The sequence below is a fragment of the Chondromyces apiculatus DSM 436 genome, assembly GCF_000601485.1.
GTDB lineage: Bacteria > Myxococcota_A > Polyangia > Polyangiales > Polyangiaceae > Chondromyces > Chondromyces apiculatus.
In genome coordinates, this window is record NZ_ASRX01000011.1 from 232,018 (window position 1) to 257,478 (window position 25,461).

The following is a 25,461-nucleotide window of genomic DNA, read 5'->3' on the forward strand; positions in this document are numbered from 1 at the left end:
CGGCGATCGCCGCTCAGGCCACGGCGCGTGCTGCGCCTTTGCCGCGACCGTCGCGGTCGTCGCGGTCGTTGCGCTCGTCGCGCTCGTCGAGAGCAGGCGGAGCCATCGTCGTGGGACGTGCGGGCCGCCCCTTTGCCTGGGTGCCGGCCGCGTCCGGTGTGGACGCCGCGCTCTGCCCTGCGCCCTGACCCACGGGGGCCACGCGCAGCCGCTTGAGCGCAGCCGGGTCCACGGCCTCGCCGCGGATCCAGCTCCGGATGGCGGGCGCCACGGTCTTCTCCCACGCCGTCGAGAGGCGCTGGGCGAGGAACTCCGCGTACACCGCGCCGAGCAGCGCTTCGAGTTCCTCCACGAGGTACATCCGCTCGTAGAACCGCTCGTCCTCCTCTTCCTTCACCTGCGCCGGGATGCGCACGCCGGAGAGGTTGAGCGTGTCGGCCTGGATCACGAAGGTGTAGACCAGCTCTCCCCGCTCGATGCGCATCCGGGCCTGGGTGGGGAGCTTGCCCTGGCGCAGGGCCTCGCGGGCCTCGGGCGCCGTGCTCGGCGCGGTGCCCTTGAGCCGGCTCTGCTCCTTGTCCAGGGTGAGGGTGAGCTGCCCTTCCAGCAGGATCTCGCAGGGCCCGAAGCCCTCCACGTCGAAGCGGCCCTCGCGCAGCTCGCTCTGGAACCACGTCCAGAGGAGGAATTCGCGGCCGACGAACCTTCGCTTCTCGATCAAATCGACCAGATGCATGGCGTTCTCCTCAGGCGAAGGCGGGGTGGAAGGCCGTCGGCGTCAGTGCTTCGAGGGCGCGGGTGTGGAGGTCGGAGAGGCCCATGGTCACCGCCGATGCGCCGGGGCTCTCGGGCAGGAGGTTCACGCTGAAGGTATCCTCGAAGATCTCCATCATCGACTCCAGCACCCGGGGCGACTGGTTCCAGAACCGGACGACGCCGGTGTCCAGGTTCCATGACAGATCCACGACGTTCATCACCGGCAGCACCTGCTTGCGCAGGCGCCGGGAGACGTTGGTCCGGATCTCCTCCTTCTCGCTCTTGGAGAGCCGCTCCCTGCCGCGCTTCTGGAGGTGGGCGCGCTCTGCCTCGGCGAGGTGGGCCTTGAGCAGCGGCCCCGGGATCACCCACTTGTCCGTGCGGAGACCGAGGTTCAGGTAAGAGCCGAAGTACAGCTTGTTGTGGTCGAGATCGGTGTCCAGCGGATCCTCGATGGAGCACCAGCCGGACTGCTGATCGGCCTCTGCCTCCACCGTGAGCGGCTGGAACGCGCGGAGCCTGACCCGCTCCACGAACAGATCGCGGAAACTGTCGGCGAGCTCGCCGCGCACATAGAGCTTCGTGTACGTGATCGTCCCTTTAAGTGCGCCCAAAGATCGTCTCCTTGCCGTAGGGTCGTTCCAGGTATCCGGCCGTCGCGCGCGGGGCCAAGGAAACGGCGATTGTGAGGCCACGCTCTGAGGTATGTTGGGGCCTCCAATGATCCGCGAGGTCCCCTGGCCGCTGGCCATCACCGCGCAGAGCCCCGTGACATGCGGTGCCCTCCTGTGGCGTTCGCGCGGGCAGCTCTACGTGACGGTGATCGTCAAGGCGACGTTTGGCATCGTCGACGAGGCCGAGATGACCCTGGAGGAGCCTGCGCCGATCCTGCGCAAGGAGCTTCATCACCAGGACATCCCGACGCGGAGCGTTCGCGTCACTCCGGACCTCGTGCCGTACTTGCGGCAAGCCGACGTGGTCCTCACGGGGCACGCGTACGCGCCTGCCGGCGCGGTGCCCTCGCTGGAGGTGCGCCTCGCCGTGTTCCGCGAGCAGTCCGTGTTCGACAAGGTGCTCCTCGTCGTGGGAGACCGGCGCGGTGACGATCCTCCGGCGCCATTCGAGCGCATGCCCCTCACCTACGAGCGGGCCTTCGGGGGCATCGGGTGGAAGGACAACCCCTTCGGCGCGGGCTTCGGCGAGAGCGGGCGCAAGGCCTCTCTCCCGAACGTCCTCGACCCGCAGGACCCGACGCGCACCGCGTGCTTCGGGCCCATCTCGCGAGGCTGGCCATCGCGGAAGCAGATGGTCGACGCGACGGCGCGCAAGGCGCTGGACCAGGCCATCCCGGTGGTGCCGGAGGGGCTCGATTACGCCTACTTCCAGGCAGCGCCGCCGGATCAGCGGAGCGCTTACCTCGCGGGTGACGAGTGGATCTTGCTGGAGGGGCTCCACCCCACCCTGCCGCGGGTGCGCTCGCGGCTCCCCGGCCTCATCGCCGTGGCGCGCGTGCATGGCCTCTCGAACCCGTCGCCTGCCTTCGGTCGCCCTGTCGAGATGCTCGCCGACACCTTGCGGATCGACAGCGACACCCAGCGCGTCGAGCTGGTCTGGCGCGCGGTGATCCCGCTCCGGAGCGAGGAGCACGCCGCGGGCATGCACGTGGTCGTCGCGCTGGCGCGGCCTGGCAAGGAGATCCCCTGGCCCGAGGCGCCTCCTGCGGAGCAGGCCATCACGGTGGCCGTCGAGGAGACGACCTCCGGCGAGGTGGACGACAACGCAGCCACGCAAGTACGCGAACCTGCACGCGAACCTGCACGCGAACCTGCACGCGAACCTGCACGCGAACCTGCACGCGAACCTGCACGCGAACCTGCAGGCGCGCCTGCACGCGAACCTGCACGCGCGCCTGCGGAGGACAGGCCTCCGGGGAGCACGCCGGTGTCGGGCGCCCCTGTGCACGCGATGGAAGTCACGAAGGCGCCTGTCTCGGACAGGACCCTGGCGCTCTCGCCCGACGAGATCGCGCATGCCGCGCACCGGCGTGGGCTTCCCTTCGACAAGGTCGTCGCCTCGCCTCGCCCCACGCACGACCACACCGTGGCGATCTCGCCGTCGTCGTCCGAGAGCGACCCGCACGCCGTGCTCCCGTTCGCCGGCGCCGCATCTGCGCCCGGGCCGCGACCGAGCGTCACGAGCACGCCGCTGCCGGGCGCTCCCTGGTCCCACCAGCCTGTCCCTGCGCCGGGGGCGCCCGTGACCGAGGAGGAGACCTTCCCCCTGCCGGCCGGGGCCAAGCCGGCCGTGTCGCCCCCGACCATCCCCACCCGACCATCCTCGCCGCCACCACCAGCGCGGGTGTCGTCACCGCCCCCAGAGGCGCGCCTGTCCTCGCCGCCGGCACCGCCCAGACCTTCGTCGCCGTCCGCCGCCCCGGTTGCCGCCTCGCGCTTCTTCCACGCAGCGCCTCCCGAACCGCCGTCCGGTGCCGCGTCGTCCGTGCCTGCTGCGAGCGCAGTCGTGCTCCCCTCGCGCCCGAGCGACGCGATCCCCGTGGTGCCGGCCGCGCCGTTCATCGCGTTCACCCTGCCCTGGCAGGTGAGACCTCCCCGCGATGCGCGCGTGGTGGTCGTCAAGGGCACCTTCGACCTGGTTCCTGACGGCCCTGCGCGCCTTCGCCCCGAGCCCGACATGCCCTCGGGTGACGTGCACCTCGATGGCGACCCGGCGCGCAGCCTGCTCTACCCCTCGGACTTCGCGATCTTCAAGCCGCGGACCGACGTCACCTTGACCGGCAACGCCTACGCGCCGGGCGGCGGCGCCCCCGCGGCGCAGGTGAGGTTCCGCTTCGGGCGCGGCAGCGCTGGCTTCGAGCGCAAGATCGCCGTCTTCGGCGAGCGGCGCTGGGAGCGCGCCGTCGTCGCCCTCGCCCCCACCGCGCCCCGTCCATTCACCAGCCTCCCGCTCGTGCACGAGCACGCCTACGGCGGGCCTGGCTTCGACGCGAACCCGGTGGGCGTGGGACGCGCGCCAGGTCCGGACGGCGCGACCCGGCTGCCCAGCCTGGAGGACCCCGAGCGCCTCATCCGCGATCCGACCGATACGCCAGCGCCCGTGGGCTTCGGCCCCGTCCCGGCGCGGTGGTCGCGGCGCACGCAGATGCTCGGCACCTACGACGCGCGCTGGCGCGTCGAGCGCTGGCCCTGGTTCCCCGAGGACTTCGACTGGGCTTACTTCCAGGCGGCTCCCCCGGCGCAGCAGCTCGACGCCGTGCGCGGGGACGAGTCCTTCGCGCTGGAGGGCATGAGACCTGACATTCCCCTGCTCGAAGGGCGCCTCCCTGGCGTGCGCGCCCGCGCCTTCGCGCAGCGCACCAGGGAAGCGGGGAGCGAGCTGCTCGAGGTGCTGCTGCGGCTCGACACGGTGCACTTCGACGTCGAGGCGATGAAGCTCGACCTGGTGTGGCGCGGCGTCCTCGAGGTGCGCGACGACGACGCCTCGGACGTGGCCGAGCTCTTCGTCATGTCCGAGGAGACCTCCTCCGCGCCGACCCGCCCCGAGGAGGTGCTGTCCCGCTACCTGGCAGCGCGGGCCTCGCGGGACCTCCCCACGACCGACACCAGCGAGCCCCCTGCGAACGACGCCGCCCCCACAGCGCCCGACCCTGTCGAGGCCCGCGTCCGGGCCAGGCTTGCCGCCGCTGCTGCACCGGCAGCACCGGCAGTCGGCGTGGCCGCGGGCGCGGCAGCCGCCTCGGTCTCCGCAGCGTCGACCCCCACCGCCAGCGCCACCGCGGCTGCCCCTGCAGCGCCAGGCGCGCCCGCGTCCCCTGCGCCTGCGCCAGCCGGTGCTGCCACGTCTCCGGCCGAAGCGCGGGCGATGCGCGCGCGGGTGGAGGCGCGGCTCGCGGCCGGCGAAGCGCTCGATGGCCTTGACCTGGCCGGCGCAGACCTCTCCGCGCTCGACCTGACGGGCCGCTCCCTCGTCGGCACGAACCTGCAAGGGGCCCAGCTCCGCGGGTGCCGCCTCTCCGGGGCCCAGCTCGGTCACGCCCAGCTCTCGGGGGCCGACCTCGACGACGCGGTGCTCGACGGCGCAGACCTGACGCGGGCCGATCTGACCGAGGCCAGCCTCGCCGGCGCCCGGTTCGAGGGCGCGCGGTTGACCGAGGCCGATCTCGGGCGCGTCCGGGCTCCCCGGGCGAGCTTCCGCAACGCGCGGGGAGAGCGGCCGAGCTTCGCGAAGGCCGACCTGAGCGACGCGCGCTTCGATGGCGCGGAGATCGAGGGCGCCGACCTGTCCTCCGCCGTGCTCGACGGCGCCACCTTCGACAAGGCGACCCTGCCTTCCATCCGCCTCTACGATGCGCGCGGCGCGCGCGTGTCCTTCCGCGAGGCGCGGCTCGATGGCGCGCGCGCCGACGGTGTCTCGCTGATCGGAGCCGCGCTCGACGGGATCCAGGCCAAGGGAGGCATCTGGGACCGCGCTGCGCTCGACGACGCGAGCTTCCTCGGCGCGTCCCTCCGGGAGTCGAGCTTCGCCCGCGCCTCGGCCGTGCGCGCCATCTTCTCCAGCGCCGACCTCGTGGACGGCCGGTTCGCGCGCGCCGTGCTCGCGGACGCGAGCTTCCTCAAGGCCAACCTCATGCGCGCCAACCTGGAGTCCACCGACCTCACGCGCGCCGACCTCCGGGGAGCCAACCTGCATGCCGCCGAGACCTGGAAGGCGAAGCTCGCAGGCGCCAGGCTCGACCTCGCCGTGCTGACCCAGACCAAGCTCAAGGAGGACGCATGATCCGCTCCCGCGCCGAGCTTCTGGCCCGCCTCGCCCGCGGCGAGCGCCTCGCGGGCGAGACCATCGAGGACGTCGACCTCGGCGGCCTCGTGGCCGAGGGGGCCGACCTGCGGGGGATCACCTGGCGCCGCTGCCTCGCGCGAGGCGCGCGCCTCAAGGGTGCCAGCCTGCGCGGGAGCCGCTTCGCAGCCGTCGACTTCGCGGGGGCCGACCTCTCCGGCGCCGACCTGACGGGCGTGCTCGCACCCTGGGACGAGACCGGCGCACCTTCGCGCTTCGAACGCGCCCAGCTCGCGGGCGCCACGCTCTCCGACGCCGACCTCTCCGGCGCCCTCCTCGCCGGCGCCTCCCTGGAGGGCGCGCACCTCGTCGGAGCCTCCCTGGTGCGGGCCGCCGCGCGTGGCGCCGTGCTCCGGGGGGCCATCCTCACCTCGGCGCGCCTCTCCCACGCCGATCTCTCGAACGCGGTCCTCGACGACGCCGACCTCTCCGGCGCCGCGCTCGACGGCGCAGACCTCTCGGGCGCGAGCGCGAGCGCCGCCGCCTTCCCGAAGGCCACCCTCTCCAGCGCCAAGCTGGATCGCGCCCAGCTCGTCGGCGCCGTGCTCACCGAGGCCCGCCTCGTCGGCGCGAGCCTCGCCGAGGCCGACCTCACGGGCGCCGACCTCACGGGCGCCGACCTCGAAGCGGCGACCCTCTCCCAGGCCCGCCTCCAGGGCGCCTCGTTGCAGGCCGCGCGCCTGCGCGACGCCCAGCTCACGGGCACCGACCTCAAAGAAGCCGTGCTCGCAGGCGCCGATCTCGGCGGCGCGCGGCTGTCCCGCCTCGACCTCACGGGCGCCGACCTCACGGGCGCCGACCTCACCGAGGTCACCCTGGACGCCTGCGACCTCACCCGCGCCACGCTCGCCGGCGCGGTGCTGGTCCGGGCCTGCTTCAACGACACCCTCCTCGACGGCACCGACCTCCGCGGCGCCAACCTCACCGCCGCCACGTTCGCGAACGCCGACCTCCGCTCCACCCACCTCACCGGCTGCCTCCTCGACGAGACCGACCTCCGCGGCGCGAAGCTCTTCAAGGCGGTGCTGAGCGGCGTCGACCTCCGGCGCACCCGGCTCGCGGGCGCGGCCATCCTCCAGACCCTGCTCGACGACACCCGCGCGGAGCAGGTCGACTTCACCGCCTGCGACCTGACCAACAGCACCTTCTCGGGGGCCTCCCTGGAGGGCGCCAACCTCACCCGCGCCGTCGCGCGCCAGACGAGCTTCGCTGGCGCCAACCTGCGCAGCGCCAGGCTCGCGCGGCTCGCGGGCGTGCTCGCCAACCTCTCGGACGCGACGCTCGACGAGGCCGACCTGCGCGACGCGACGCTCGACGACGCCTCCCTCGACCGGGCCACGCTCCGCAAGGTGCGTGCCGACCGCGCGAGCTTCGTCAAGGCGCGCTTCGAGGCCGCCGACCTGCGTGGTGCGAGCTTCCGCGACGCTGCCTTCCGCGACGCCGACCTCTCCCACGCCCGCCTCGACGGCAGCGACCTGCGCAGCGCCGACCTCTCCGGGAGCAACCTGCACCGGGTGCGGCGCGAGGGCGCCGACCTCACCGGAGCGCGCCTGCAAGGCGCACGTCCCACCGATCCGGAGCGCGCCCGCGCCGAGGACTTCAAGGCGGGGAGCTGAGCGATGCCCGAGCGAGCCTGTCCGACGCCCGACGCTCCCTGCGTCGAGCGCACGTCCGAACCCTGGAAGCCCAGCGAGAGGAGACCCTCATGGCGAACCGCATGAAAGCAGCACGGCCCCTTCCCGCCCCCCCTCCGGATCCGGGACCCATCCGCACCGCCTCCGTGGTGGCCCTCGACGATGACCCGGCGCAGGTCCACCTCGACGAACCAGCCCCCGGCCGCGTCTCCACCCCCGCCCGCCTCGCGCTCGCCACCTCCTACCGCCCTGCCCTCGGCGACCGCGTGCTCGTGGCAGCCAGCGGCGACGACCTCTACGTGATCGGCGTCCTCCACGCGGCGCGCCCACCTGCGCTGACCCTCCCTGGCGGCGGCTCCGCGTCCCTGGAGGGTGAAGCCCTGGCCATCCGCGATGCCGCAGGCCGCCTCCTCGTCCGCTTCGCCGAGGGGGCCGCCGAGATCGCCGCGCCCGACGGCGACCTGACCCTCGCCGCGCCCTTGGGCCGGGTGGTGGTGCGCGCCGGCCTCGACCTGGAGCTCACCACCGAGGGCACCCTCGTGCAGCGCGCCGGCCACCGCGTCGAGGTGCGCGCTGGCGACGACGCGACCACCCCTCAGCTCCGCATCGACGCCGCCACCACCGCCATCGAGGCCACCCGTGTCGAGGTCCGCGCCGACGCCGCCCAGCTCACCACCGGCCAGGCCACGGTCGTCGCCCGCCGGGTGGCCACCACCGCCGCCGAGATCGTCGAGACCGTCGAGCGGCTCGAAGTCAACGCCACCCGCCTCGTGGAGCGCACCCGCGACACCTTCCGCGAGGCCTCTGGCCTCCTGCAGACGCGCGCTGGCCGCGCCCGCACCCTCATCGAAGACGCGTACGCGCTCTGGTCCCGGCGCACCACGCTGGCCTCGCGCGAGGAGACGAGCATCGACGGCAGCAAGGTGCTGCTCGGCTGAGCCGGAAGAAGGAGGACGAAGACACCATGGTACCTGCAGCAACCAAGGCCGGCGGCATGTGCCTCGGCGTGCCTGACGTCTGCCTGACGCCCGCGCCCCCTGCGCCGCCCGTCCCCGTGCCCTACCCCAACCTGGCCCAGATGGCCGCGGCGAACAACGCCGTCACCACCGTGCTCATCGAGAACAAGGAGACGGTCGCCGAGGGCGCGCGCATCCCGAACAGCAGCGGCGACGAGGCGGGCGTGAACGGCGGCGTCACCTCCGGCACGTTCATGGGCCCTGTGGAGCCCAAGACCTTCAGCTCGAAGGTCTACTTCGCCGGCCGCAAAGCCGTCATGCTCACCGCGGTCACCGGGCACAACGGCACGAGCGCCAACATGCCCGCCGGCGTCCACCTCGTCCCCTCCCAGGCCAAGGTCCTCGTCTCCTTCTGAGTACTGCGTACCCTGGCTCAGGGGCCTATCGGCCCCTACGCTCCCGGTGGTCGCTACCCCTGGTTCTTCGCGAGAGCGTCGCGCCAGGGACCAGGCAGCAACGAGGCCCTCGGAGTGCTGGTCCTCGCCTCGCTCAGGGATAGCTCCAGAGCAGATCCAGACGGAATGTCCGCCCGTTCTGGGGCATCACCCGGCTCGCGAAGGTGTCGGTCACGGGCACCTCCCACCGCCGGTCGGCGAGGTTGTACACCCCGACCACGTACTGCAGCCCCATCTCCCGCGCCTGCCCCGAGAGGGTCGCGTCCGCCACGAGCTGCGTGGTCGTCACGGCGTCGTCCGGCACGATGATCCGCCGCGGCGTCTCCAGCGTCATCCGCAGCCCCAACGACGCCAGCTCCCGCACGATGGGGAACACGCCCCGCAGCGACGCCAGGTGCTCTGGCACGTTGACGAGCCGCGGGTTCCCGGGCCCATCATTCAGGTACTGCGCGCGCTGGTAACCGTAGGCGGCCGACAGCATCCACCCTTGCCGCCACTCGCGCCGCAGCTCCAGGTCGCCCCCTGCCACCAGCGCGGGGGTGGTGATGTTCTCGTAGCGCACCAGCGCCGAGCCTGGCGTGTCGGGGATGGTCGCGATGATCCCCTCCACGTAGCTCACGTGCCCCGCCCCGATCACCGCCCAGTCCTTCAGGAACCGCTGCGTGTACTCGACCTCGCCCGAGTACACCGACTCCGGCTCCAGCGACAGCCCGCGCTCCTCGTCGACGGCCACCACCTGCGACAGCCCGCCGTCTTCGTACCGCTGCTCGTAGATGCTGGGCGCCCGGAAGGCCCGCCCCCCCATCACCTTGAGCGTCCCCCCGGTGACGGGCTTCATGATCACCGCCGCGCGCGGCACCACGATGGGACCGAAGGTCGAGTACACGTCCACCCGCGCCCCGCCGGACAGCTTGAGCCACGGCAGCGGCGACCCTTCGGCCAGCGCGTAGGCGGCGGCGAAGCTGTAGGACTGCTCCGAATCCAGGTACGACGTCGTGCCGCTCGCCGTCACCGTGTCCCCGAACATCGACGCCTCGGGGTGGTGCTGCGCCTCCGCGCCCACCGTCAGCCGCAGCGGGATCTTCGGCGTGTACACCAGCCGCGCCTCCCCCCCGAACCACGTCCCCTTGTACGTCTCCACGTTGTCGAGCGAGCCCTCCACGGGATCGTCGAACGCGTACAGCCCCCCGAACACATAGCGGTTCCCGTGCACCCGGGTCATGAGCTGGAGCTGCTCGCCGAGCTTCGGCTCCACGCGCAGCTCCACCATCATCCGCGTGTCGTCGAACTGCGTCCGCGGGTCGCCCAGCGTCGTCGCGTACCCGCCCACCGGGATCGACTGCTCCCGGTGGTGGAGCAGCCACTGCACCGTCGCGGGCCCCCACCAGGCCCTGCCCGCCGTCCCTCCGCTCTTGAACGCCTCCACCCCGCCCACCGCGGGTGTCCCGCTCCCGTCGCGCAGCGGCACGTTCACCGTGAACCCGTCCGAGTGCGCGCCCGACACGCTCGCCCACGCCCCCCGGTCTCTCCCCAGGTTGAGCTGCCCGCCCACCCGCGCGTGCAGCACCGCGTCGTCGTACGTCCCGAAGCCCGCGTGCACCCCGGTCTGCACGTCGCGCGGCCGCGTCACCAGGTTGATCACCCCCGAGAGCGCGCCTGCCCCGTAGAGCAGCGACCCTGGCCCGCGCACCACCTCGATCCGGTCGACGTCGTGCAGATCGACCCGTCCATCCGAGCCGATGTACGCGCTGTTCAGCAGGTTGTCGTTGAGCGGCTGCCCGTCCGACAGCACCAGCAGCCGGTTCCCGTAGTCGTTCGGCTGTCCCAGCCCCCGGATGCTCGCCGACGCGTAGCCCCTGTCGTTCGACAGCGCCACCCCGCGCACCCCCCGCAGCGCCTCGACGATGGTCGGGTAGCCGAACGCGCGCAGCTCCCGCCCGTCGAGGACCGACACCGAGCTCGGCGCGTCGTCGAGCAGCTCCGTGGTCCGCGAGACCGCGGTCACCTCGCGCCGCGGCTCCAGGGTGATCGGCGGCACCTGCGCCTGCTCCCCGGGCCGCACCGTCACCGTCACCGTCACCGGCACGTGACCGCGCAGCGCCACCCGTAGCTGCCGCTCCCCGGCGGGCACGTCGCGCAGCACCACCGGCGTGAACCCGAGCGGCCGCCCATCGATCGTGATCAGCGCCCCTGGCTCGTCCGTGCGCACCAGCACCGACCCTGAGAGCGGCGTCATCACCGCCGTGACCCGGGTCGTCGCCTTCGCCGCCACCGTCACCTGCCGCGGCGCGCCGACGTACCCCTCCCGCTCGAAGTGGAGCTGGTGAACGCCCGGCGGCAGGTCGAGCGCACAGGGCGCCGTGCACACGGGCGCTCCTCGCTCGTCGTCCACGCGCACCGTGGCCCCGCTCGCCCCGGTCACCTCGACCTGCACCGTCCCCACGATCCGCTTCAGCGTCAGCGCCACCTGCGCTTCCTTGCCGACCGTGGCCTCCACGCTGTCCATCGCGGCGGGCTCGTAGCCTTCGAGCTGCGCGATCACCCGGTAGCGCCCTGGCGGCACCGCCATCGGCCTCGGCGACTGCCCCCACGAGCCGAGGTCCACGCGATCGAGGTAGATCGTCGCCCCTGGCGGCGTGGTGATCACGTCGAGCAGCGCCACCCGCGGCGCCACCCGCGCGGTCGCCTCCTCCACCGTCTTGCGGACCGCCGCGTCCTCCTCGCCGGCCAGCGCGTCCACGTAGTACCGGTGCGCCTCCGCGTAGCGCTGGAGGTGCTCGTAGGTGAGGGCGATGTTGAACACCACCCGCCGGTTGGGCACCAGCCGGTTGGAGAGCAGGAAGTGCTCCAGCGCCTCCAGGTAGTTGCCCTGCTGGTAGCTCGTCGCGCCGAGCTGGAAGTGCAGCTCCGACTCGTCGGCGACCCCGTCTGCGCGCACCGGCCCGGGCCCCGCGGCCAGCACCGCCACCGCTGCCAGCGCGGCCGTGCCCCTCGCCAGCGCAGCGACCGACCTGCGACGCCACCGGCTGCCTCGCGGCCTCTTCATCGCCTCAGCCAGATCGTCCCCGAAGGCTTCGGCGCTGCGCCCGTCGCAGCTCCGGACGGGCTCCCTGTCGCGGCCCCCGCCGTGTTCCCCGCCCCGGCGCCTCCTGGTGCGACGCCCTGAGGAGCGGCTCCTCCCGGCGCCACCCGCGCTGGTGCACCTGGCGTCCCCGCCGCGCCCGCCGTCCCTGCCGCGCCCGCGCTCCCCCCGGGCGGCGCGTCGCCGCTGCCCGGAGCCGACGTCGCCCCGGTCCCATCGTTCGCGCCGGGCACTGCGGGGACCAGCTCCACGGATGACGGCCGCGGTCCCTGCTCGGTGATCACCACCTCGCGCACCACTTCCTGCCCGTCCGCGCGCAACCGCACCCGGTGGATGGTGCCCGGTGACCCGGTGACCTCCACGAACCCGTCCACGGCCTTCGCCGTCGACCCGTTCACCTCCACCTCGGCGCTGCGCGGCACCACCCCGAGCCGCACGGTCCGCACCTGTGTTCCCTGCGAGGTTGCATCCGTGCCCCGCTCGCGTCCGAGCAGGTACACCCCGGCGCCCCCTCCGACCACCGCCAGCGCCACCCCGATCGCGATCGCTGCCGTGCGCCGCGACCTCTGCTGCGGGAAGTACCCGGTCCCGAGCCCCGCAAGCGACTGCTCCTGCACCCCCATGGGCGGATACGCCGCCGGCATCGGCCACGCCGGGTGGCTCGACTGGGTCGCCCATCCCGGATGACCCCCGGCTGGTGCGCTCGCCCCTGGACCGCTCGGCATGGGCGGGGGCAACCCTGGCGCTCCCGTCGACCACCCCGGGTGACTCGGCGCCGGCGGTGGTGCTGGCAGCATCCCCGGCATCGGCGTCTGCAGCGACATCGGCGTCTGCATCGCTGGCGGCGTCGCCGAGGGAACGGGCATCCCCACGGACAGCACGGGGGCGACGCGCGCCTTCTCCGCCGCGGAGAGTGGCCGCAGCATGTCCTCGTGCAGCGCCGACCCTCCGGGCAGGAGCGCCATCAGCGCCGCCAGCATCTCCGACGCACTCCGGAAGCGCGCCGCCGGATCGAGCTGCAGCGCCCGGTGCACGATCGCCGCCACCTCCGCCGTCACCCACGGCGCCACCGACTGCACGGGCGGCGGCTCCTCCGTGCAGATCGCCACGATCAGCTCCCCGAGCGGCGTGTCGCTCGGTTGCGGCGTGTGCCCCGACAGCGCCAGGAACAGCACCACGCCGAGCGACCACAGATCCGCGCGCTCGTCGATGTCCCGGTGTCCCCGCGCCTGCTCTGGCGACATGTACATCGGCGAGCCGAGCATGCTCCCGGTGCGGGTCAGGTTGCTGACCTCGGATGACGTCTGCTCCGGATCGGGCTGCAGCTTCGCGATCCCGAAGTCCACGATCTTCAACGTGCGCTCGCCGCCCGGCCCCGACGTCACGAACAGGTTCGCCGGCTTGATGTCCCGGTGCACGATCCGCCGCGCGTGCGCCACCACCAGGCCCGCGGCCACCTGCGCCACGATCCGCAGCGCCGTGTCGGAGGGCACGGGGCCCAGCCGGCGCAGCACACTGCGCAGGTCTTCCCCGTCGAGGTACTCCATCACCAGGAACGGCAGCCCCTCGGCGCCGTCGCACCCTGCGTCGAGCACCCGGGCCACGTGGGGCGTCTCCAGCGCCATCGCGGCCCGCCCCTCGCGCCCGAACCGCCCCACCAGGATGGCGTCCTGCGCGACCTCCGCGGTCACCACCTTCACCGCGACACGGCTGCCGGTCGCCGTGTCGGTGGCCTCGTACACGGAGCCCATGCCGCCTCTGCCGAGCAGCCGCACGATGCGGTATTTGCCGCCGAGCGTCGTCCCCAGCATGGGCTCGCACGACGGTACGAGATGTCGATCGGCACTGCAACCGCTAGCCGCTGCGCCGTGGCTCGCTCCGACCCGAGGATCGGCCGCACGAGAGCTTTCCAAGGCGGCGCGAGGACACTTCCACCCGATGGCGACGTGGGATACCCGACGCGGGTGCGCACACAGGGCATCGCCGGATCCCGGCAGGGGGCATCGTGACCTGGGCCATCGCCGGCGGGCTCCTGCTGCTTCTTCTTCTGGCCGTCGTCATCGTCAGCGCCCGCAAGTACCGGCGCCTCCTTGCTGCCAGCCACCTCGTCGAGCTGGGCCAGGGCCTCGTCCGCCTCAAGGCCTCGGCCCTCGACGCTTCCCGCAGTGAGGGCGTTCCCGACCCGGCGAAGCACGTTTTCGTCAGCTCCGCAGGCGCGGTCGTCGCGTACACCGTCGCCAGCGCCGAGGACGCGCACCAGCACCACCTCTCGCTCTCCTACCGCGGCGGCCCCCTCGCCCTCGGCGCGGCCGGGATCCTCCTCTCCTTCTGCGCGCGCACCCTCCCGGTCCCCATGGCCCAGATCCAGGTGGGCCGCTCCGATCGCGGCGTCTTCCACGCCGTCTGGTCCCTGAGTGACGAGGCTCATGACGCCCTCGCAGCCACCCCGGCGATCGTCCCGAACCTCCAGGAAATCCCTTCCGTGATGGCTGCCTGCCTGGAGGAAGCGCGCCGCCTCGGACCCATCGCCCGCATCGCCTTGCCGCCCGAGATCAACGCCTCCTGAGACACGCGCCCGCAAGCGGAAAACGAGCGCCCGCAAGCGGAAAACGAGCGCCCGCTGTCCAGGGCGCGTACGGACCTGCGCCCCTCCCGCTGCCGCGCCCCTGCTCCTTGCGCAGGATGGACGCTGCGAAGCCTGGCGTGGCACAGTAGCCGCCGCGCTTCGGGACGCGGGCGCGCTTGGGGCGCGTGAACGCGCTCGTGCGAGGAGGAAGGGGACCGATGGCCATCGCTGCGCTGCCCGAGGGAACGCTCCTCGCGCATGGCCGCTACCGGCTCACCGGCGTCCTCGCCCGCAGCAACTTTTCCCTCACCTACCACGCCCGCGACATGCGCGCTGGCGGGGCCGAGGTGGTCATCAAGGAGCACGCCTGCTCCGACGCCTGCTACCGCGACACCGCGCGCTGGCAAGTCCTCCCGCACCCCGATCAGGAGGCCCTGCACCTCAACCTCATCGAGCGCGTCATGCGTGAGGCCGAGCTGCTCCTCGACCTCCGCCACCCGCACCTCGTGCGCGTCGAGAGCGCCTGGGAAGAGCGCGGCACCGCCTACTGCGCCATGGAGCTCGTCCCGGGCCGCACCCTGGAAGACGACGTCCTCGACGCCGCCGACCTGCCCCTCGACGCGGCCCGCTGGACGCGCATCCGCGGCATCGCCCTCCACGTGCTCTCCGCCCTCGCAGCCGCCCACGCGCGCGGCGTCTACCACTGCGACCTCAAGCCCGAGAACGTCCTCGTCAGCCCGGCGCGCGGCGCGGTGCTCATCGACTTCGGCGCCTCCCGCACCGCCGGCAAGCTCCTCCGCACCGTCACCCTGATGCCCCACACCCCGGGCTACGCGCCGCCCGAGCTGCTCTCCCCCGACCGCATCTGCGAGGTCGGCCCGTGGACCGACGCCTACGCCTGGGCGATGCTCGTCTACGGCCTCGCCGCCGGCCACCCTGGCCGCGGCACCCCGGTCGACGCCTCGCGCAGGCTCGTGCGCCGCTCCCTCGCCGACCTCGCCAACCTCGCCGACCGCGTCGACCGCGACCCCTACGACACCGCCACCGAGACCCTGCTCCTCCGCGGCGTCCCCGAGGCCTGGGCCACCGTCATCGGCGCCTGCCTGCACCTCGACCCCGACGAGCGCCCGCGCTCCATGGACGCCATCGTCGCAGCGCTTCGCGACCTCCCCGGAGCCCCCGGCGATACCCTCAACGCGGCGCCACTCCCCACCGCGACGCCGCTTCCCACCGCGTCGCTCTCCACCGCGACACCGCTCTCCACCGCGACGCCGCTCCCCGGTTCTCACCGCGCGAGCCTCTGGACCTCGTCCCCCGCGATCTCCCACGTCGACCCGCACCCTGACCCCCAGAGCGTCCCGCGCACCCGCACCGAGATCAGCCCGGCCCCACCCATCGCTGCCCTGCACCGCGCCGTGCCTCCCACGGTGCGGCCACCGCCTGGCGCGCCAGACCATGACGACGCGCCGCCTGCCCCTGTCGTGCGCAGAGCGCGCTTCAAGCACCTGCCGCTCGTCATCGGCGCCGCCTCGCTCCTCCTCGGGGGTGCGCTCGGCGCCCGCATCTGGCATGGCCGCGCAGCCGCGGGCGCGCCAGGACGCGACACCTCCTCGTCTCCGGCCGCGCACTTCGTCGCCTCCGACCCGCCCCCGCCCGAGGCTCCCGTCGTCGAGGCGCACACCTCCTCCCAGTGCGCCGAGGGCCAGTACCTCTGCGGTGGCGAGTGCAAGTGGACCCACGACCCCACCTTCGCCTGCGGCCGCTGCCGCCCCTCCTGCAAGCTCGACCACGTCGACGAGCATGCCTGCAAGGGTGGCCAGTGCGCCGTGAAGCGCTGCGCCCCTGGCTGGGAGGACTGCGACAAGGACCCGAAGAATGGCTGCGAGGTCGACCTCGGGAAGGACTCCGCCCACTGCGGCGCCTGCGGCAAGTCATGCATGCCCGCCCCCGGCGTGTCCGCTGCCACCTGCGACGCCGGCCTCTGCAAGATCACCCTCTGCGCCCCCGATCGGGACGACTGCGACCGAGATCCGGCGAACGGCTGCGAGGTCGACCTGCGCAAGACCACCGAGCACTGCGGCGCTTGCGGGAACACCTGCGCCCCGGGCCCTCACGCGCTCGACGCCTTCTGCGAAGCCTCGACCTGTCGCCTCGGGCGCTGCGCCGAGGGCTACGCCGACTGTGACCTCAGCGCCGCCAACGGGTGCGAGGCGCGGCTCGCCACCGATCCCAGCAACTGCGGCCGGTGCGAGCAGACCTGCGTCCCGGGCCCCGGCATCGGCACCGTCACCTGCGAAGCAGGCACCTGCCAGATCGAGACCTGCGCTGCAGACCTCCAGGCATGCGGAGGTACCCGCGAGAACGGCTGCCACTGCCAGGGTGGAGGTCTACCCGTCCCCGCGCCCTCTCCCGAGCCGACCCCCGACGACCCTCCGATCGCCGAGCCCCTCCCGGCCCCCACGACGTTGCCCCCCTGGCGTCGCCGGCAGTGGCCCCCCTCGCAGCAGCCCCCCTCGCAGCGTCCCCCCTCGCAGCGTTCCCCCCGGCGTCCACCCCAGTGGACCGCCCCTGTGCCCATCCCCCCCGAGACCTTCTGATCCGCGCGCCAGTCCCGCGCGCCAGTCCCGCGTGCCAGACCTGCGCGCCAGACCCGCGCGCCAGTCCCGCGTGCCAGACCCGCGCGCCAGCTCCGCGCCAGCCCCGCGCGTCACGAAGCCACGAGGTCACGAGGTCACGACGCCTGCCGCAACTCCTGATGCAGGAACCCGACCTCGAACAGCTCCCACGTCGCGCGCCCCTGCGTATCGACCTCACCCGTGGGGATGAGCACCTCATCCCCTGGATAGCGTTCCCCGAGCGGCGTGAGCCGCAACGTATCCGTCGCGATCCCTCCTCCGCTCAGCGGATACTCCATCATCACCACCCCATCCTCTTCCTGCCGCAGGAAGCTGGCGGGCTCGCCGGACGAGATCATCTTCGGTGGCTTCAGCACGCACTGCGTGTCTGACGCCATCGTGCGCCGCTCACGACGCTGCACCGCTCGAACCTCCCAGGTACTCATGAGAGAACCTGTGGGGACCACCTTGCTGGATCGCAAGCGCAAGACTGGCGGCGCGTGGGTTCATGAGCCCCATCTCCGGCGCCCCCTGACCACCAGCTCCGGCGCTTGGCTCAGGATTTCTTCGCGGCGCGTCCGGAACGCCGTGCGCGCTCTTCCTTCGCCAGCTCCTCTTCGGCCATCCGCTCCGCGTCCGCCACTGCGTCCGTGCTCTCCTCGTCGGGCACCGCGGCGACGCGCACCGGCGGCCGCTCCTCCGCGACGCGCACCCGCCCCGTCTTCCCCGCCTTCCCCGTCTTCCCCGCTGCGCTTGTGGTCGCCGCCCATGAGCGAGACGGCTGCATCATCAGGTCTTGTCGCGCCTGATGGAGCACCGCCCGCGCCTTCTTGCCACCGTGCTTCACGGCCTTCGCCGCGACCTGCATCGGCTTGCCGAAGATCAGCGACAGGAGCACGAGCACCAGCGGCACCACGACCTGCGTCGCGACCCCCACCGCGAAGTGCGCGATGGTCAGCCCGAGGATGAACAGGAACCTGATCAACCCCGGCAGCTCCACGAGCGGCGACACCGGCAACCCGGGACCGCCGGGTGGCGTGACGTCCCACCGCCCACCGTGTCCTCCCGCGCGCTGTCGCCTCTCCCTCGCCTCGCGCGCCTCGCGCGCCTCCTGTCGCTGCGCCTCGGCCCGCCGCTGCGCCTCGGCCCGCCGCTGCGCCTCGGCCCGCCGCTGCTCCGCCTCGCGCTGCGCTTCTTCCGTGCGCTGCTGCGCCTCGGCCCGCTGCTGCGCCTCGGCCCGCTGCTGCTCCTCCTGCCGTCGCTGCTCCTCCTGTTGCCGCCGGTGCTCTTCCGCATACGGCTGCACCCGCTCCTGCACCCGCCGCGCCTGCTCCTGGATCTGCCCCGCCAGGTGCTTGCCCACCCGCGACAGCGCATCCCCCAGATCCGCGAAGCTGTTCTCCAGCTCCCCCCAGCCATCATCAGGGTGTGGCGCGTGCGGCGCATGCGGCGCGTGCGGCGTCCCACCTCCCGCCGCCCGGTCCTTGCTGCGCGCCCTCGCCGCCTCTGTGGACGCTGGCGATGGCGGTGGCTCGACCGGCAGCTCTGCGAGCAGCGGCGCCACCCGCCCCGCCCGCCGATCTGGATCCGGCTCCAGCATCGCCACGAGCACCCGCGTCATCTCCGGGCTCGCCGCCCCTCCGAGCGCTGCCCCCACATCGATCCCGAGCCCCCGGTGCGGCAGCGACTCCGGCTCCCTTCCGGTGAGCATCGCCAGCGCCGTCGCCCCCACCGCGTACACGTCCGACGCTGGCATCGCCCGCCCCTGGAACTGCTCCGGCGCCATGTAGCCGAAGGTCCCCACCACCGTGCTCCCGCCCTCCGGCTTCATCTTGTCGCGCACCGACCCGAAGTCGATCAGCGCGAACGACCCATCCGGCCTGCGCAGCACGTTGCTCGGCTTGATGTCCCGGTGCACCACCGGCGGGTGCTGCCCGTGCAGGTAGTCGAGGATGCCCGACACGTCCCGCAGGAACCGCACCACCTCCCCCTCCCGCAGCGCCCCCTTCTTGCGCGCCGCCGCCACGCTCTCGCCCGCGATCCGCTCCGTCACCAGGAACAGCTCGCCGCCCTCCTCGAAGTGCTCGATGTACCCGGGGAGCCCCGGGTGCGAGAGCGCCGACAGCACCCGCGCCTCCCGCTCCGCGAGTTCCACCTCCTTCCAGCTCGCCGCCCCGCGCACCCGGAACCGCTTCAGCGCGACGAGCTGCCCCCGCTTCTTGTCCACCGCCTCGAACGTCGCCGCCTGCCCCCCCTCCCCGAGGAGGCGCACCACCGCATACCGCCCCTCCCGCAACGTCTGCGGCACGCTCTCCAGCGGCCCCTGCGAACGCTTCACCCTGCGAACCTCTTACTGCCCCGCCGGCTTGCGCACGAGCTGCTCCCGCACCTTGCCGATGCGCGCCTGGGCCTCTGCCGAGTTCCAGCACCCGAGGAAGCGCGCGCGCCTCTCCTCCCGGTGCGCCGTGACCGACGCCACCAGCGGCGCCACCAGATCCGCCTTCAGCACCCGCACCGCCTTCGGCGACCCTGCCGACAGCCGCTTGCCGACCTCCACCGCCTCCGCCACCACGTCCGACGCCGCCAGCTTGTGCACCAGCCCTGCCTTCAGCGCCTCCTCCGCCTCGAAGAGCCGCCCCTCGAACAGCGCCTCTGTCCACGACGCCGCCGGGATCCCCCGCCGCGCCACCTCGAACGACGCCGACGGCAGCGACAGCCCCAGCGCCGCCTCGTTCACCCCGATCCGCGCCTTCCCGGCCGCCATCACCCGGTAATCCGCAGACATCGCCAGCAGACACCCCCCCGCGATCGCGTGCCCGTTGATCGCTGCCACCACCGGCTTCGGGAACGTCGCGAGCCGCAGGAACATCGCGTCGAACGCGTCCACGAACTGCGCCAGCGCATCCGCCTCGAGCGCCGTCGTCTCCACCAGGTCGAGCCCCACGCAGAAGATCTTCCCCTGCCCGGTGACCACCACCGCCTTCACCCCCGCGTCCCCCTCCAGCGCATCGAGCGCTCCGTTCACTTCCTCGATGAACGCCCCGTTGATGGCGTTGCTCCGCCCGAGCTCCAGGGTGAGGACGGCGACGGACTCTTCTTGCGTACGATGGATCGGCATCTCGACTCCGGGAAACGGCACCCCGGGGGGCACCTTGCATCTCATGACACCTGCGCGCCGCCTGCACACACCTGCACGCGCCGCGCGGCACATCCTAACCCCTGACCCCCGCCATCGCACGACCCCACGCAGCCATCCCGCCGGCATCGTGCTTGCTCCGCGCTGACCCCGCGCTTGCCCCGCGCTTGCCCCGCGCTTGCTCCGCGCTGACCCCGCGCTTGCCCCGCGCTTGCCCCCTGCCGAGATCCCGCAGCCCTCCCGCGGCGGTCCCGTACCATGACATAAACCGTCACCCGTACCGCCGATTGAGGGCATCGCGCCCCCTCGCAATCGTTGACGGGACAGTCGCTATCACTTTATGGGTACCTCCCTTCCCCGTTCCGGGCCGCACCGAGAGCCGCGTCAGGGGGTGGCATGGTGCGCGGCGAGATGCCTGGATCACGGCGTCGTCGACAGGCGATCGTGCGCGCGGCGAGCGGCGGCCCGGACGGGGGAGGATCGATATTCACTGCACCGAGTGCATGGAGTGAATGGATGAAGCGATTGAAGATCCTTCTCGTCCAGACCGCGCTGTCCGACTCCGGGCCTTCGGGCCCCTCCGGCCTCTCCGCGCCCGTGGAAGCGGGGCGCCTGGCCTGGCTCTGCGAACCGGTGGCGCTGACGTCCCTCGCCGCCGTGGCGTCGGACCACGACGTACGCATTCTCGATCTCCGCATCGACGGCACCTCGGCCCTCGGCCCTGCGCTCCGCACCTTCCGGCCCGACCTCGTGGCCATTGCCCCTGCCTCCGACGAGCTGCACGACGCCCGCACCGCCCTCCGCGTCGCCAGGAGCCTCCTCGGCTCCGCGTGCCTCACCGCGCTCGCCCTCCCCGAGGCCGACCTCGCTGCCGCCGCCGACCAGAGCATCGACCTCCACCTCCTCGGCGACCCCGAGCCCATCTTCCACGACGTCCTCGCGCACCTCGCCGGCGGCGGTCACCCCGACCAGCTCGGCACCCTCGCCGGCGTCCACGCCACCGCCCTCGGCGGCAGCCCCCTCGACACCCAGATCCGCAAAGCGACCTCCCTCGATCGCGCGCTCCCGCCAGCGCGTCACCTCCTCGCCGCCTACCGCCCCCATTACTTCTTCGCTGTCGCCCAGCCCGCCGCCGCCATGCGCGCCTCCCGCGCTGCGCCTGACGGCCGCAGCGTCCAGCGCATGAGCGCCGACACCATCTGCGACCGCCTCGAAATCATCCCCGAGAGCTTCGTCCTCTTCCTCGACGACGACTTCTTCGCCGACCCCTTGCGCCTCGCCCGCCTCGCCGAGGCCATGCTCCGCCGCGACGTCCGCAAGTACTGGGCCGTGCAAGCCTCCCCCGAGCGCGTCGCCGAGAACCCCCACCTCGTCCTCTCCCTGCGCGACGCCGGCCTCGCCGCCGTGATCCTCACCTTCGACCTCGGCGAATCCGACGGCCTCGAGATGCTCCTCGACCCCGCCATTGCCGCCCGCAACCGCCGCGCCGCCGGCATCCTCCGCGCCCTCGGCGTCGCCGCCATGGGCCTCTTCACCGTGCGCCGCGACCTCACCGACGACGAGCGCACGCGCCTCTCCGAGCACATCCGCGAGCTGGGCATCGCCTGGTCCGTCACCCGCGCCGCCCCTCGGCGCCCCGCCGTCCCGAGCCCGGCCCCCTTGCCCACCGCGCTCGTCATCGACGCCCCCGGCACCTCCGGCGCCCTCGGCGCCGCCTGGGAGCACGCCGCCTGGGAGCTTTTGCGTCGCCGCCCCCGGCTGCTCATGAAGACCCTCCCCGGCGTCGCCCGCGCCCTCGGCCGCAGCTTCCGCGGCCGCGCCGGCATCTCCAGCGCCGCCTGGGCGCCCTCCTGAGCAGGCTGCGCCTGGGCGCCCTCCTGAGCAGGCTGCGCCTGGGCGCCCTCCTGAATCACTCGGGCGTGTAGAAGAAGAGCTCGAAGGGCGTGATGGTCACGTCGCCCTCCGCCTGATCGGTCCCCGTCGGCTTGGCAGGACCGCTGCAGCGCCCCTCGCCGGCCACGTCGTAGCCCGGCCCGAAGAACTCATCCTCGGCTTCGTCGAACCGCGTCAGGTCCACCGTGCAGGACCCCTCCTCCGTCTCCCAGCTCGTCCCGAATTTGTCCCCGGTGAGGCTCACCTGCACGATCGTGGGGACCCCCGTCGCGGTCTGGCCCGGCGTGACCGGCCCGATGTCGAAGCTGATGTCCCATTCAGACCCGGCGGCCCCGAACGTGACACTCAGCGTGTCCTCCTGGAGATAGAACCCGGTGCAGTAGTTGAAGTCACCGGTGGCGGTGTAGGCCCCGGAGACGCTGGCACTCAGGCCGCAAACCTCGTCGGTCGGGGGTCCGTCGCCGTCGCCGCCCCCGTCACCCTCGGCGTCCGAACCCACACACCCCGCCAGCATGGCCGTGGCGAGGATCACCGCGGCGACGCGGAACCTGGGGCGAAGGCGCAGGGCGCTGCGTGCGTGCGAGGGGATCATGCTTCCGAGATACCAGGCTCGATGCAGGTCAACAAGACGACCCGCACCGCCGCGATCCTGCCGGACATTCCTCCCTTCACCTACTCGGTGGTCGCGAAGAAGAAGATCTCGAAGGGCGCGACGGTCACGTCCTCCACAGTCATTTCGCTCTCCAGCGGCCTGGCAGGACCGCTGCAGCGCCCCTCGCCAGCCACGCGGTAACCCGGCCCGAAGAAATCATCTTCGCCTGCCTCGAACCGGGTCAGGTCCACCGTGCAGGACCCCTCCTCGGTCTCCCAGCTCGTCCCGACGTTGTCTCCGGTGAGGCCCACCCTCACGATCGTGGGGACCCCCGTCGCGGTCTGCCCCGGCGTGACCGGCCCGATGTCGAAGCCGATGTTCCAGTCGGACCCGAAGGCCCCGAACGAGACACTCAGGCTGTCCCCGTAGAGCGCGAACCCCGCGCAGGTGTCGAAGTCACGGCTGGCGGTGTGGCCACCGGAGACGCTGGCGCTCAGGCCGCAAAGCTCGTCGTCGCCGGGTTCCGTGTTGCCACCACCGTCACCTTCGTCGTCCGAACCCCCACAGCCAGCAAGCATGGCCGTGGCGAGGAGCACCGCGGCGAGGCGGAACCTGGGGCGAAGGCGCAGAGCGCTGCGTGTGTGAGAGGAGATCATGCGCCCGAGATACCAGGCTCGATGCAGGTCAACAAGACGACCTTCACCGCCGCGATCCTGCTCGGCTGCTGTGCGTGACACTGCGAACGACGCCCCGTACGCGAGACGCGGACGCACATGTCGTCCCCTTGCCGCAGCGCCCGTCCCCGGTCAGCTCACAGCCGCGGCTCCTGCCGTTCCCGCAGCCTTCGTGGGCTTTGTCGCCTCGTTGACGTCAGCCTCCGCAGCCTCCGCAGCCTCCGCATTCCGGCGGCGTGTACGCGCCGACTTGTCGGCGTTCTGCCGCGCGTAGGCGAGGGTCCTCCCGAAGGGCAGGAGCAGCGAAGGATCCTTCCAGCGCTGCGCCCGCGAGCGGATCGCGTCCACGATCAGGCTGACGTCATTGTTGCGCGCGTCCACGTAGAACGCGCGACTCTCTCGCAGCACCTCGACCATCTTCAGGGCGACGGTGAGGTGCTGATCGATCTGCGTCACCATCTCGTTGCAGCGGGTGAAGTGCTCCGCGACATCCGGCGGCACCCCGGCATTGGCCCCCGAGACCGGGAGCGCGTGCTCCAGCTCCACCACCACATGGACGAAGCCGTCCTGATCCGTGCGCAGGCCCCGACACCCGTCGAGATCCATCAACCGTCCCTGCAGGGCCGTGAGGGTAAGCGAATGAGAACCATCGTAGATCTTGGATTGAGCAGACATGACAACCACGCTCCTTGACGAAGCACCCTCCATCGCAGCAGGCGCGGGCGCGCCGTTCTGCGCAGGGGCACCGGACAAAATCGAAACCTTTGAATGACGACGAGAATGAGCCACGCGCTGCCAACGACCCGCCACTTCCTCCTCCCGCTCTGGCGGAGCGTCCCTGCCGTGCAGGCACGTCCCGCATCCATGCAACGAGAGTTCCCAGCCCAGCCTGGTGCCGCCGGGCGGTGATCCCGACGACCTTCAGGGCGCGGCACGAAGACCAGGCCAAGGCCTGACCGGAGAGGTTTTGATGCACAGAAACCCAGGAACATCCACACCTTGCCTGGCGCGCCGCGCTCCTTCCGGGCGATCCCCGGAGCCTCCGGTCCAGGGCCCGCGCTGCGGGTGAGCAACGTCACAGCGTGCGGACACGGAACGTGCATCCTGTGGCTGCCAGGCCACGACCTCGTGGTTGTTTGACCACGGCTCCGAGGTGGAGGCGCCGTGAGGTGGCCCCGCCGGCCGGCCGACGAAAGGGTGCTACCGGTTCATGGTCAGGGTCGGGCGACCGTGAGCCGAAGGTCGGCGAGGGCGCGGTCAGGGTCGGGCGACCGTGAGCCGAAGGTCGGCGAGGGCGCGGTCAGGGTCGGGCGACCGTGAGCCGAGGGTCGGCGAGGGCGCGGTCAGGGTCGGGGCGGTCCAGGCGGGTGGTGGTTCATCCCGGAGCCCGAGCTGCACCTCGGCGAGGATGTGCTCGTCCCGGACCTCGCCGGCTGGCGCCGGGAGCGCATGCCGCAGATCCCCACGGTGCCATTCTTCACCCTCCCCATCACCAAGCCGGTCTCATCCCCGGGCCTCAGGCCTCATCGAAGATGAGCGGTAACACCAGGGGTGGGCCACGACCGGATCGGGGGTGAGGAAGCGGCCGAGCTTGGGGTCGTAGATGCGTGGGCCCACCCTCCTCGTGAGCACGGCGATGATTGCAGCAGCTACAGGGGGTATTCTGTCACAGATTTATAATTTAGCGTGCCCGGATCTACTTGGAATCTTTGAAGCAGGGCTTTCAGTTCTTGAGAACCCGAAACCACGTAGAGCTGAACAGCTTTCAATTCCTCTTCATGTATGTCGTAACCTTTCCCAAGCAGCTCCTCGGCGATCTCGAAGAAGCGTACTCGCATTCTTCCAAGCAGTGATTCGTCTGCGGTATTGAGATAGACTCTTGTTGGCTTCTCTAGTGAATCAATTCCTACCCATGCTTGGTGGCCAGGATGCGTAGCTGCGCGGCGAGCAGTCATGGTCTCACCTTTTAGAAGATTAACAATAGTGTCGCGGTCAATTGCGTTCATAGCCAGGTTCAGTAGAAAAAGATGCGAATCACGTCAGATACAGTGTGGATCTGCAGGTGCGGCACTGTAGCGTGGGGGTTCGTTGGTGCATGGTTTTCCAGAACACCGTCCTTCCCGAATACATCGTCCCAATGGTATGTCATCTTCTTGTCGTAGATCTGGCTTCCAAGCCCCGTTGTGTTTCGATATCCATCCCCCTGGAATTTACCTCGTTGCCGTCCCAGAACACTGGCTCCAGCGGT

At 72.0% G+C, this 25,461-nt stretch carries 19 protein-coding genes and 2 pseudogenes; 9 read left to right on the top strand and 12 right to left on the bottom strand.

What is annotated here, in order from left to right; translation table 11 throughout:
- Positions 1-13: 13 nt before the first annotated feature.
- Positions 14-736, bottom strand: a complete 723-nt coding sequence (locus CAP_RS08830) for a hypothetical protein (RefSeq protein WP_063748659.1) — start codon at positions 734-736, stop codon at positions 14-16.
- A gap of 10 nt (positions 737-746) precedes the next feature.
- Entirely contained in the window at positions 747-1,370 is a 624-nt protein-coding gene (locus CAP_RS08835) for a hypothetical protein (protein ID WP_044238434.1), read from the bottom strand.
- Between the two features lie 106 nt (positions 1,371-1,476).
- Here CAP_RS08835 and CAP_RS08840 point away from each other — a divergent pair, with 106 nt between their 5' ends.
- The 4 genes from CAP_RS08840 to CAP_RS08855 all read left to right on the top strand — a co-directional run bounded on the left by CAP_RS08840 (position 1,477) and on the right by CAP_RS08855 (position 8,616).
- Positions 1,477-5,550 (top strand): DUF2169 domain-containing protein, encoded by a 4,074-nt coding sequence (locus CAP_RS08840; RefSeq protein ID WP_044238436.1) that lies wholly within the window; start codon positions 1,477-1,479, stop codon positions 5,548-5,550.
- Positions 5,547-7,226 (top strand): pentapeptide repeat-containing protein, encoded by a 1,680-nt coding sequence (locus CAP_RS44040; protein ID WP_052374531.1) that lies wholly within the window; start codon positions 5,547-5,549, stop codon positions 7,224-7,226. Before CAP_RS08840 ends, CAP_RS44040 begins: the two co-directional genes overlap by 4 nt.
- Positions 7,227-7,315: 89 nt before the next feature.
- Positions 7,316-8,182 carry a DUF3540 domain-containing protein gene (locus tag CAP_RS08850; RefSeq protein WP_044238437.1) on the top strand — a complete coding sequence of 289 codons (867 nt, stop codon included), beginning with the start codon at positions 7,316-7,318 and terminating at the stop codon, positions 8,180-8,182.
- 26 nt (positions 8,183-8,208) lie between these two features.
- The gene (locus CAP_RS08855) at positions 8,209-8,616 is read left to right on the top strand and encodes a PAAR-like domain-containing protein (protein WP_044238439.1); all 408 of its coding nucleotides are present in this window, start codon (positions 8,209-8,211) and stop codon (positions 8,614-8,616) included.
- 133 nt (positions 8,617-8,749) lie between these two features.
- Here the strand turns inward: CAP_RS08855 and CAP_RS08860 are convergent, their stop codons facing one another.
- Complete coding sequence (locus tag CAP_RS08860) at positions 8,750-11,701, bottom strand: TonB-dependent receptor domain-containing protein (protein WP_044238442.1); 2,952 nt, start codon at positions 11,699-11,701, stop codon at positions 8,750-8,752.
- Positions 11,698-13,548 carry a serine/threonine-protein kinase gene (locus CAP_RS08865; RefSeq protein ID WP_052374533.1) on the bottom strand — a complete coding sequence of 617 codons (1,851 nt, stop codon included), beginning with the start codon at positions 13,546-13,548 and terminating at the stop codon, positions 11,698-11,700. The genes CAP_RS08860 and CAP_RS08865 overlap by 4 nt, the downstream gene beginning before the upstream one ends.
- Positions 13,549-13,742: 194 nt before the next feature.
- On the opposite strand from CAP_RS08865, the gene CAP_RS08870 reads away from it, so the two are divergent.
- From CAP_RS08870 to CAP_RS08875, 3 genes are read left to right on the top strand one after another with little or no spacing between them, the layout of a single operon-like run.
- On the top strand, positions 13,743-14,303 hold the full coding sequence (locus CAP_RS08870; protein ID WP_044238445.1) for a hypothetical protein: 561 nt from the start codon (positions 13,743-13,745) through the stop codon (positions 14,301-14,303).
- A 54-nt stretch (positions 14,304-14,357) separates the two neighbouring features.
- Positions 14,358-14,492 carry a maleylpyruvate isomerase N-terminal domain-containing protein gene (locus CAP_RS55670; RefSeq protein ID WP_156040627.1) on the top strand — a complete coding sequence of 45 codons (135 nt, stop codon included), beginning with the start codon at positions 14,358-14,360 and terminating at the stop codon, positions 14,490-14,492.
- 29 nt (positions 14,493-14,521) lie between these two features.
- The gene (locus tag CAP_RS08875; RefSeq protein ID WP_044238448.1) at positions 14,522-16,900 is read left to right on the top strand and encodes a protein kinase domain-containing protein; all 2,379 of its coding nucleotides are present in this window, start codon (positions 14,522-14,524) and stop codon (positions 16,898-16,900) included.
- Between the two features lie 134 nt (positions 16,901-17,034).
- On the opposite strand, the gene CAP_RS08880 is transcribed toward CAP_RS08875, so the two are convergent.
- The 3 genes from CAP_RS08880 to CAP_RS08890 all read right to left on the bottom strand — a co-directional run bounded on the left by CAP_RS08880 (position 17,035) and on the right by CAP_RS08890 (position 20,036).
- Positions 17,035-17,316 (bottom strand): hypothetical protein, encoded by a 282-nt coding sequence (locus tag CAP_RS08880; protein ID WP_044238451.1) that lies wholly within the window; start codon positions 17,314-17,316, stop codon positions 17,035-17,037.
- A gap of 158 nt (positions 17,317-17,474) precedes the next feature.
- Complete coding sequence (locus CAP_RS52075) at positions 17,475-19,256, bottom strand: serine/threonine-protein kinase (protein ID WP_052374536.1); 1,782 nt, start codon at positions 19,254-19,256, stop codon at positions 17,475-17,477.
- A gap of 12 nt (positions 19,257-19,268) precedes the next feature.
- Positions 19,269-20,036, bottom strand: a complete 768-nt coding sequence (locus CAP_RS08890; protein ID WP_052374538.1) for an enoyl-CoA hydratase/isomerase family protein — start codon at positions 20,034-20,036, stop codon at positions 19,269-19,271.
- A 534-nt stretch (positions 20,037-20,570) separates the two neighbouring features.
- Here CAP_RS08890 and CAP_RS08895 point away from each other — a divergent pair.
- Positions 20,571-21,908: a radical SAM protein gene (locus CAP_RS08895; protein ID WP_156040620.1), complete on the top strand. Its 1,338-nt coding sequence runs from the start codon at positions 20,571-20,573 to the stop codon at positions 21,906-21,908.
- A 55-nt stretch (positions 21,909-21,963) separates the two neighbouring features.
- Here the strand turns inward: CAP_RS08895 and CAP_RS08900 are convergent, their stop codons facing one another.
- The 3 genes from CAP_RS08900 to CAP_RS08910 form a co-directional block, all read right to left on the bottom strand.
- A complete protein-coding gene (locus CAP_RS08900; protein WP_044238457.1) occupies positions 21,964-22,539 on the bottom strand; it encodes a hypothetical protein in 576 nt (191 codons plus the stop codon).
- 80 nt (positions 22,540-22,619) lie between these two features.
- Positions 22,620-23,195: a hypothetical protein gene (locus tag CAP_RS08905; RefSeq protein ID WP_044238459.1), complete on the bottom strand. Its 576-nt coding sequence runs from the start codon at positions 23,193-23,195 to the stop codon at positions 22,620-22,622.
- Between the two features lie 150 nt (positions 23,196-23,345).
- Positions 23,346-23,888: a hypothetical protein gene (locus CAP_RS08910; RefSeq protein WP_156040621.1), complete on the bottom strand. Its 543-nt coding sequence runs from the start codon at positions 23,886-23,888 to the stop codon at positions 23,346-23,348.
- A 669-nt stretch (positions 23,889-24,557) separates the two neighbouring features.
- Between CAP_RS08910 and CAP_RS53440 the strand changes: the two are divergent.
- Positions 24,558-24,698, top strand: a pseudogene (locus CAP_RS53440) (Uma2 family endonuclease); the annotation flags it as partial.
- 164 nt (positions 24,699-24,862) lie between these two features.
- Here CAP_RS53440 and CAP_RS50070 read toward each other — a convergent pair.
- Complete coding sequence (locus tag CAP_RS50070) at positions 24,863-25,168, bottom strand: hypothetical protein (RefSeq protein WP_197041082.1); 306 nt, start codon at positions 25,166-25,168, stop codon at positions 24,863-24,865.
- 59 nt (positions 25,169-25,227) lie between these two features.
- A pseudogene (locus CAP_RS53445) lies at positions 25,228-25,461 on the bottom strand (hypothetical protein); the annotation flags it as partial.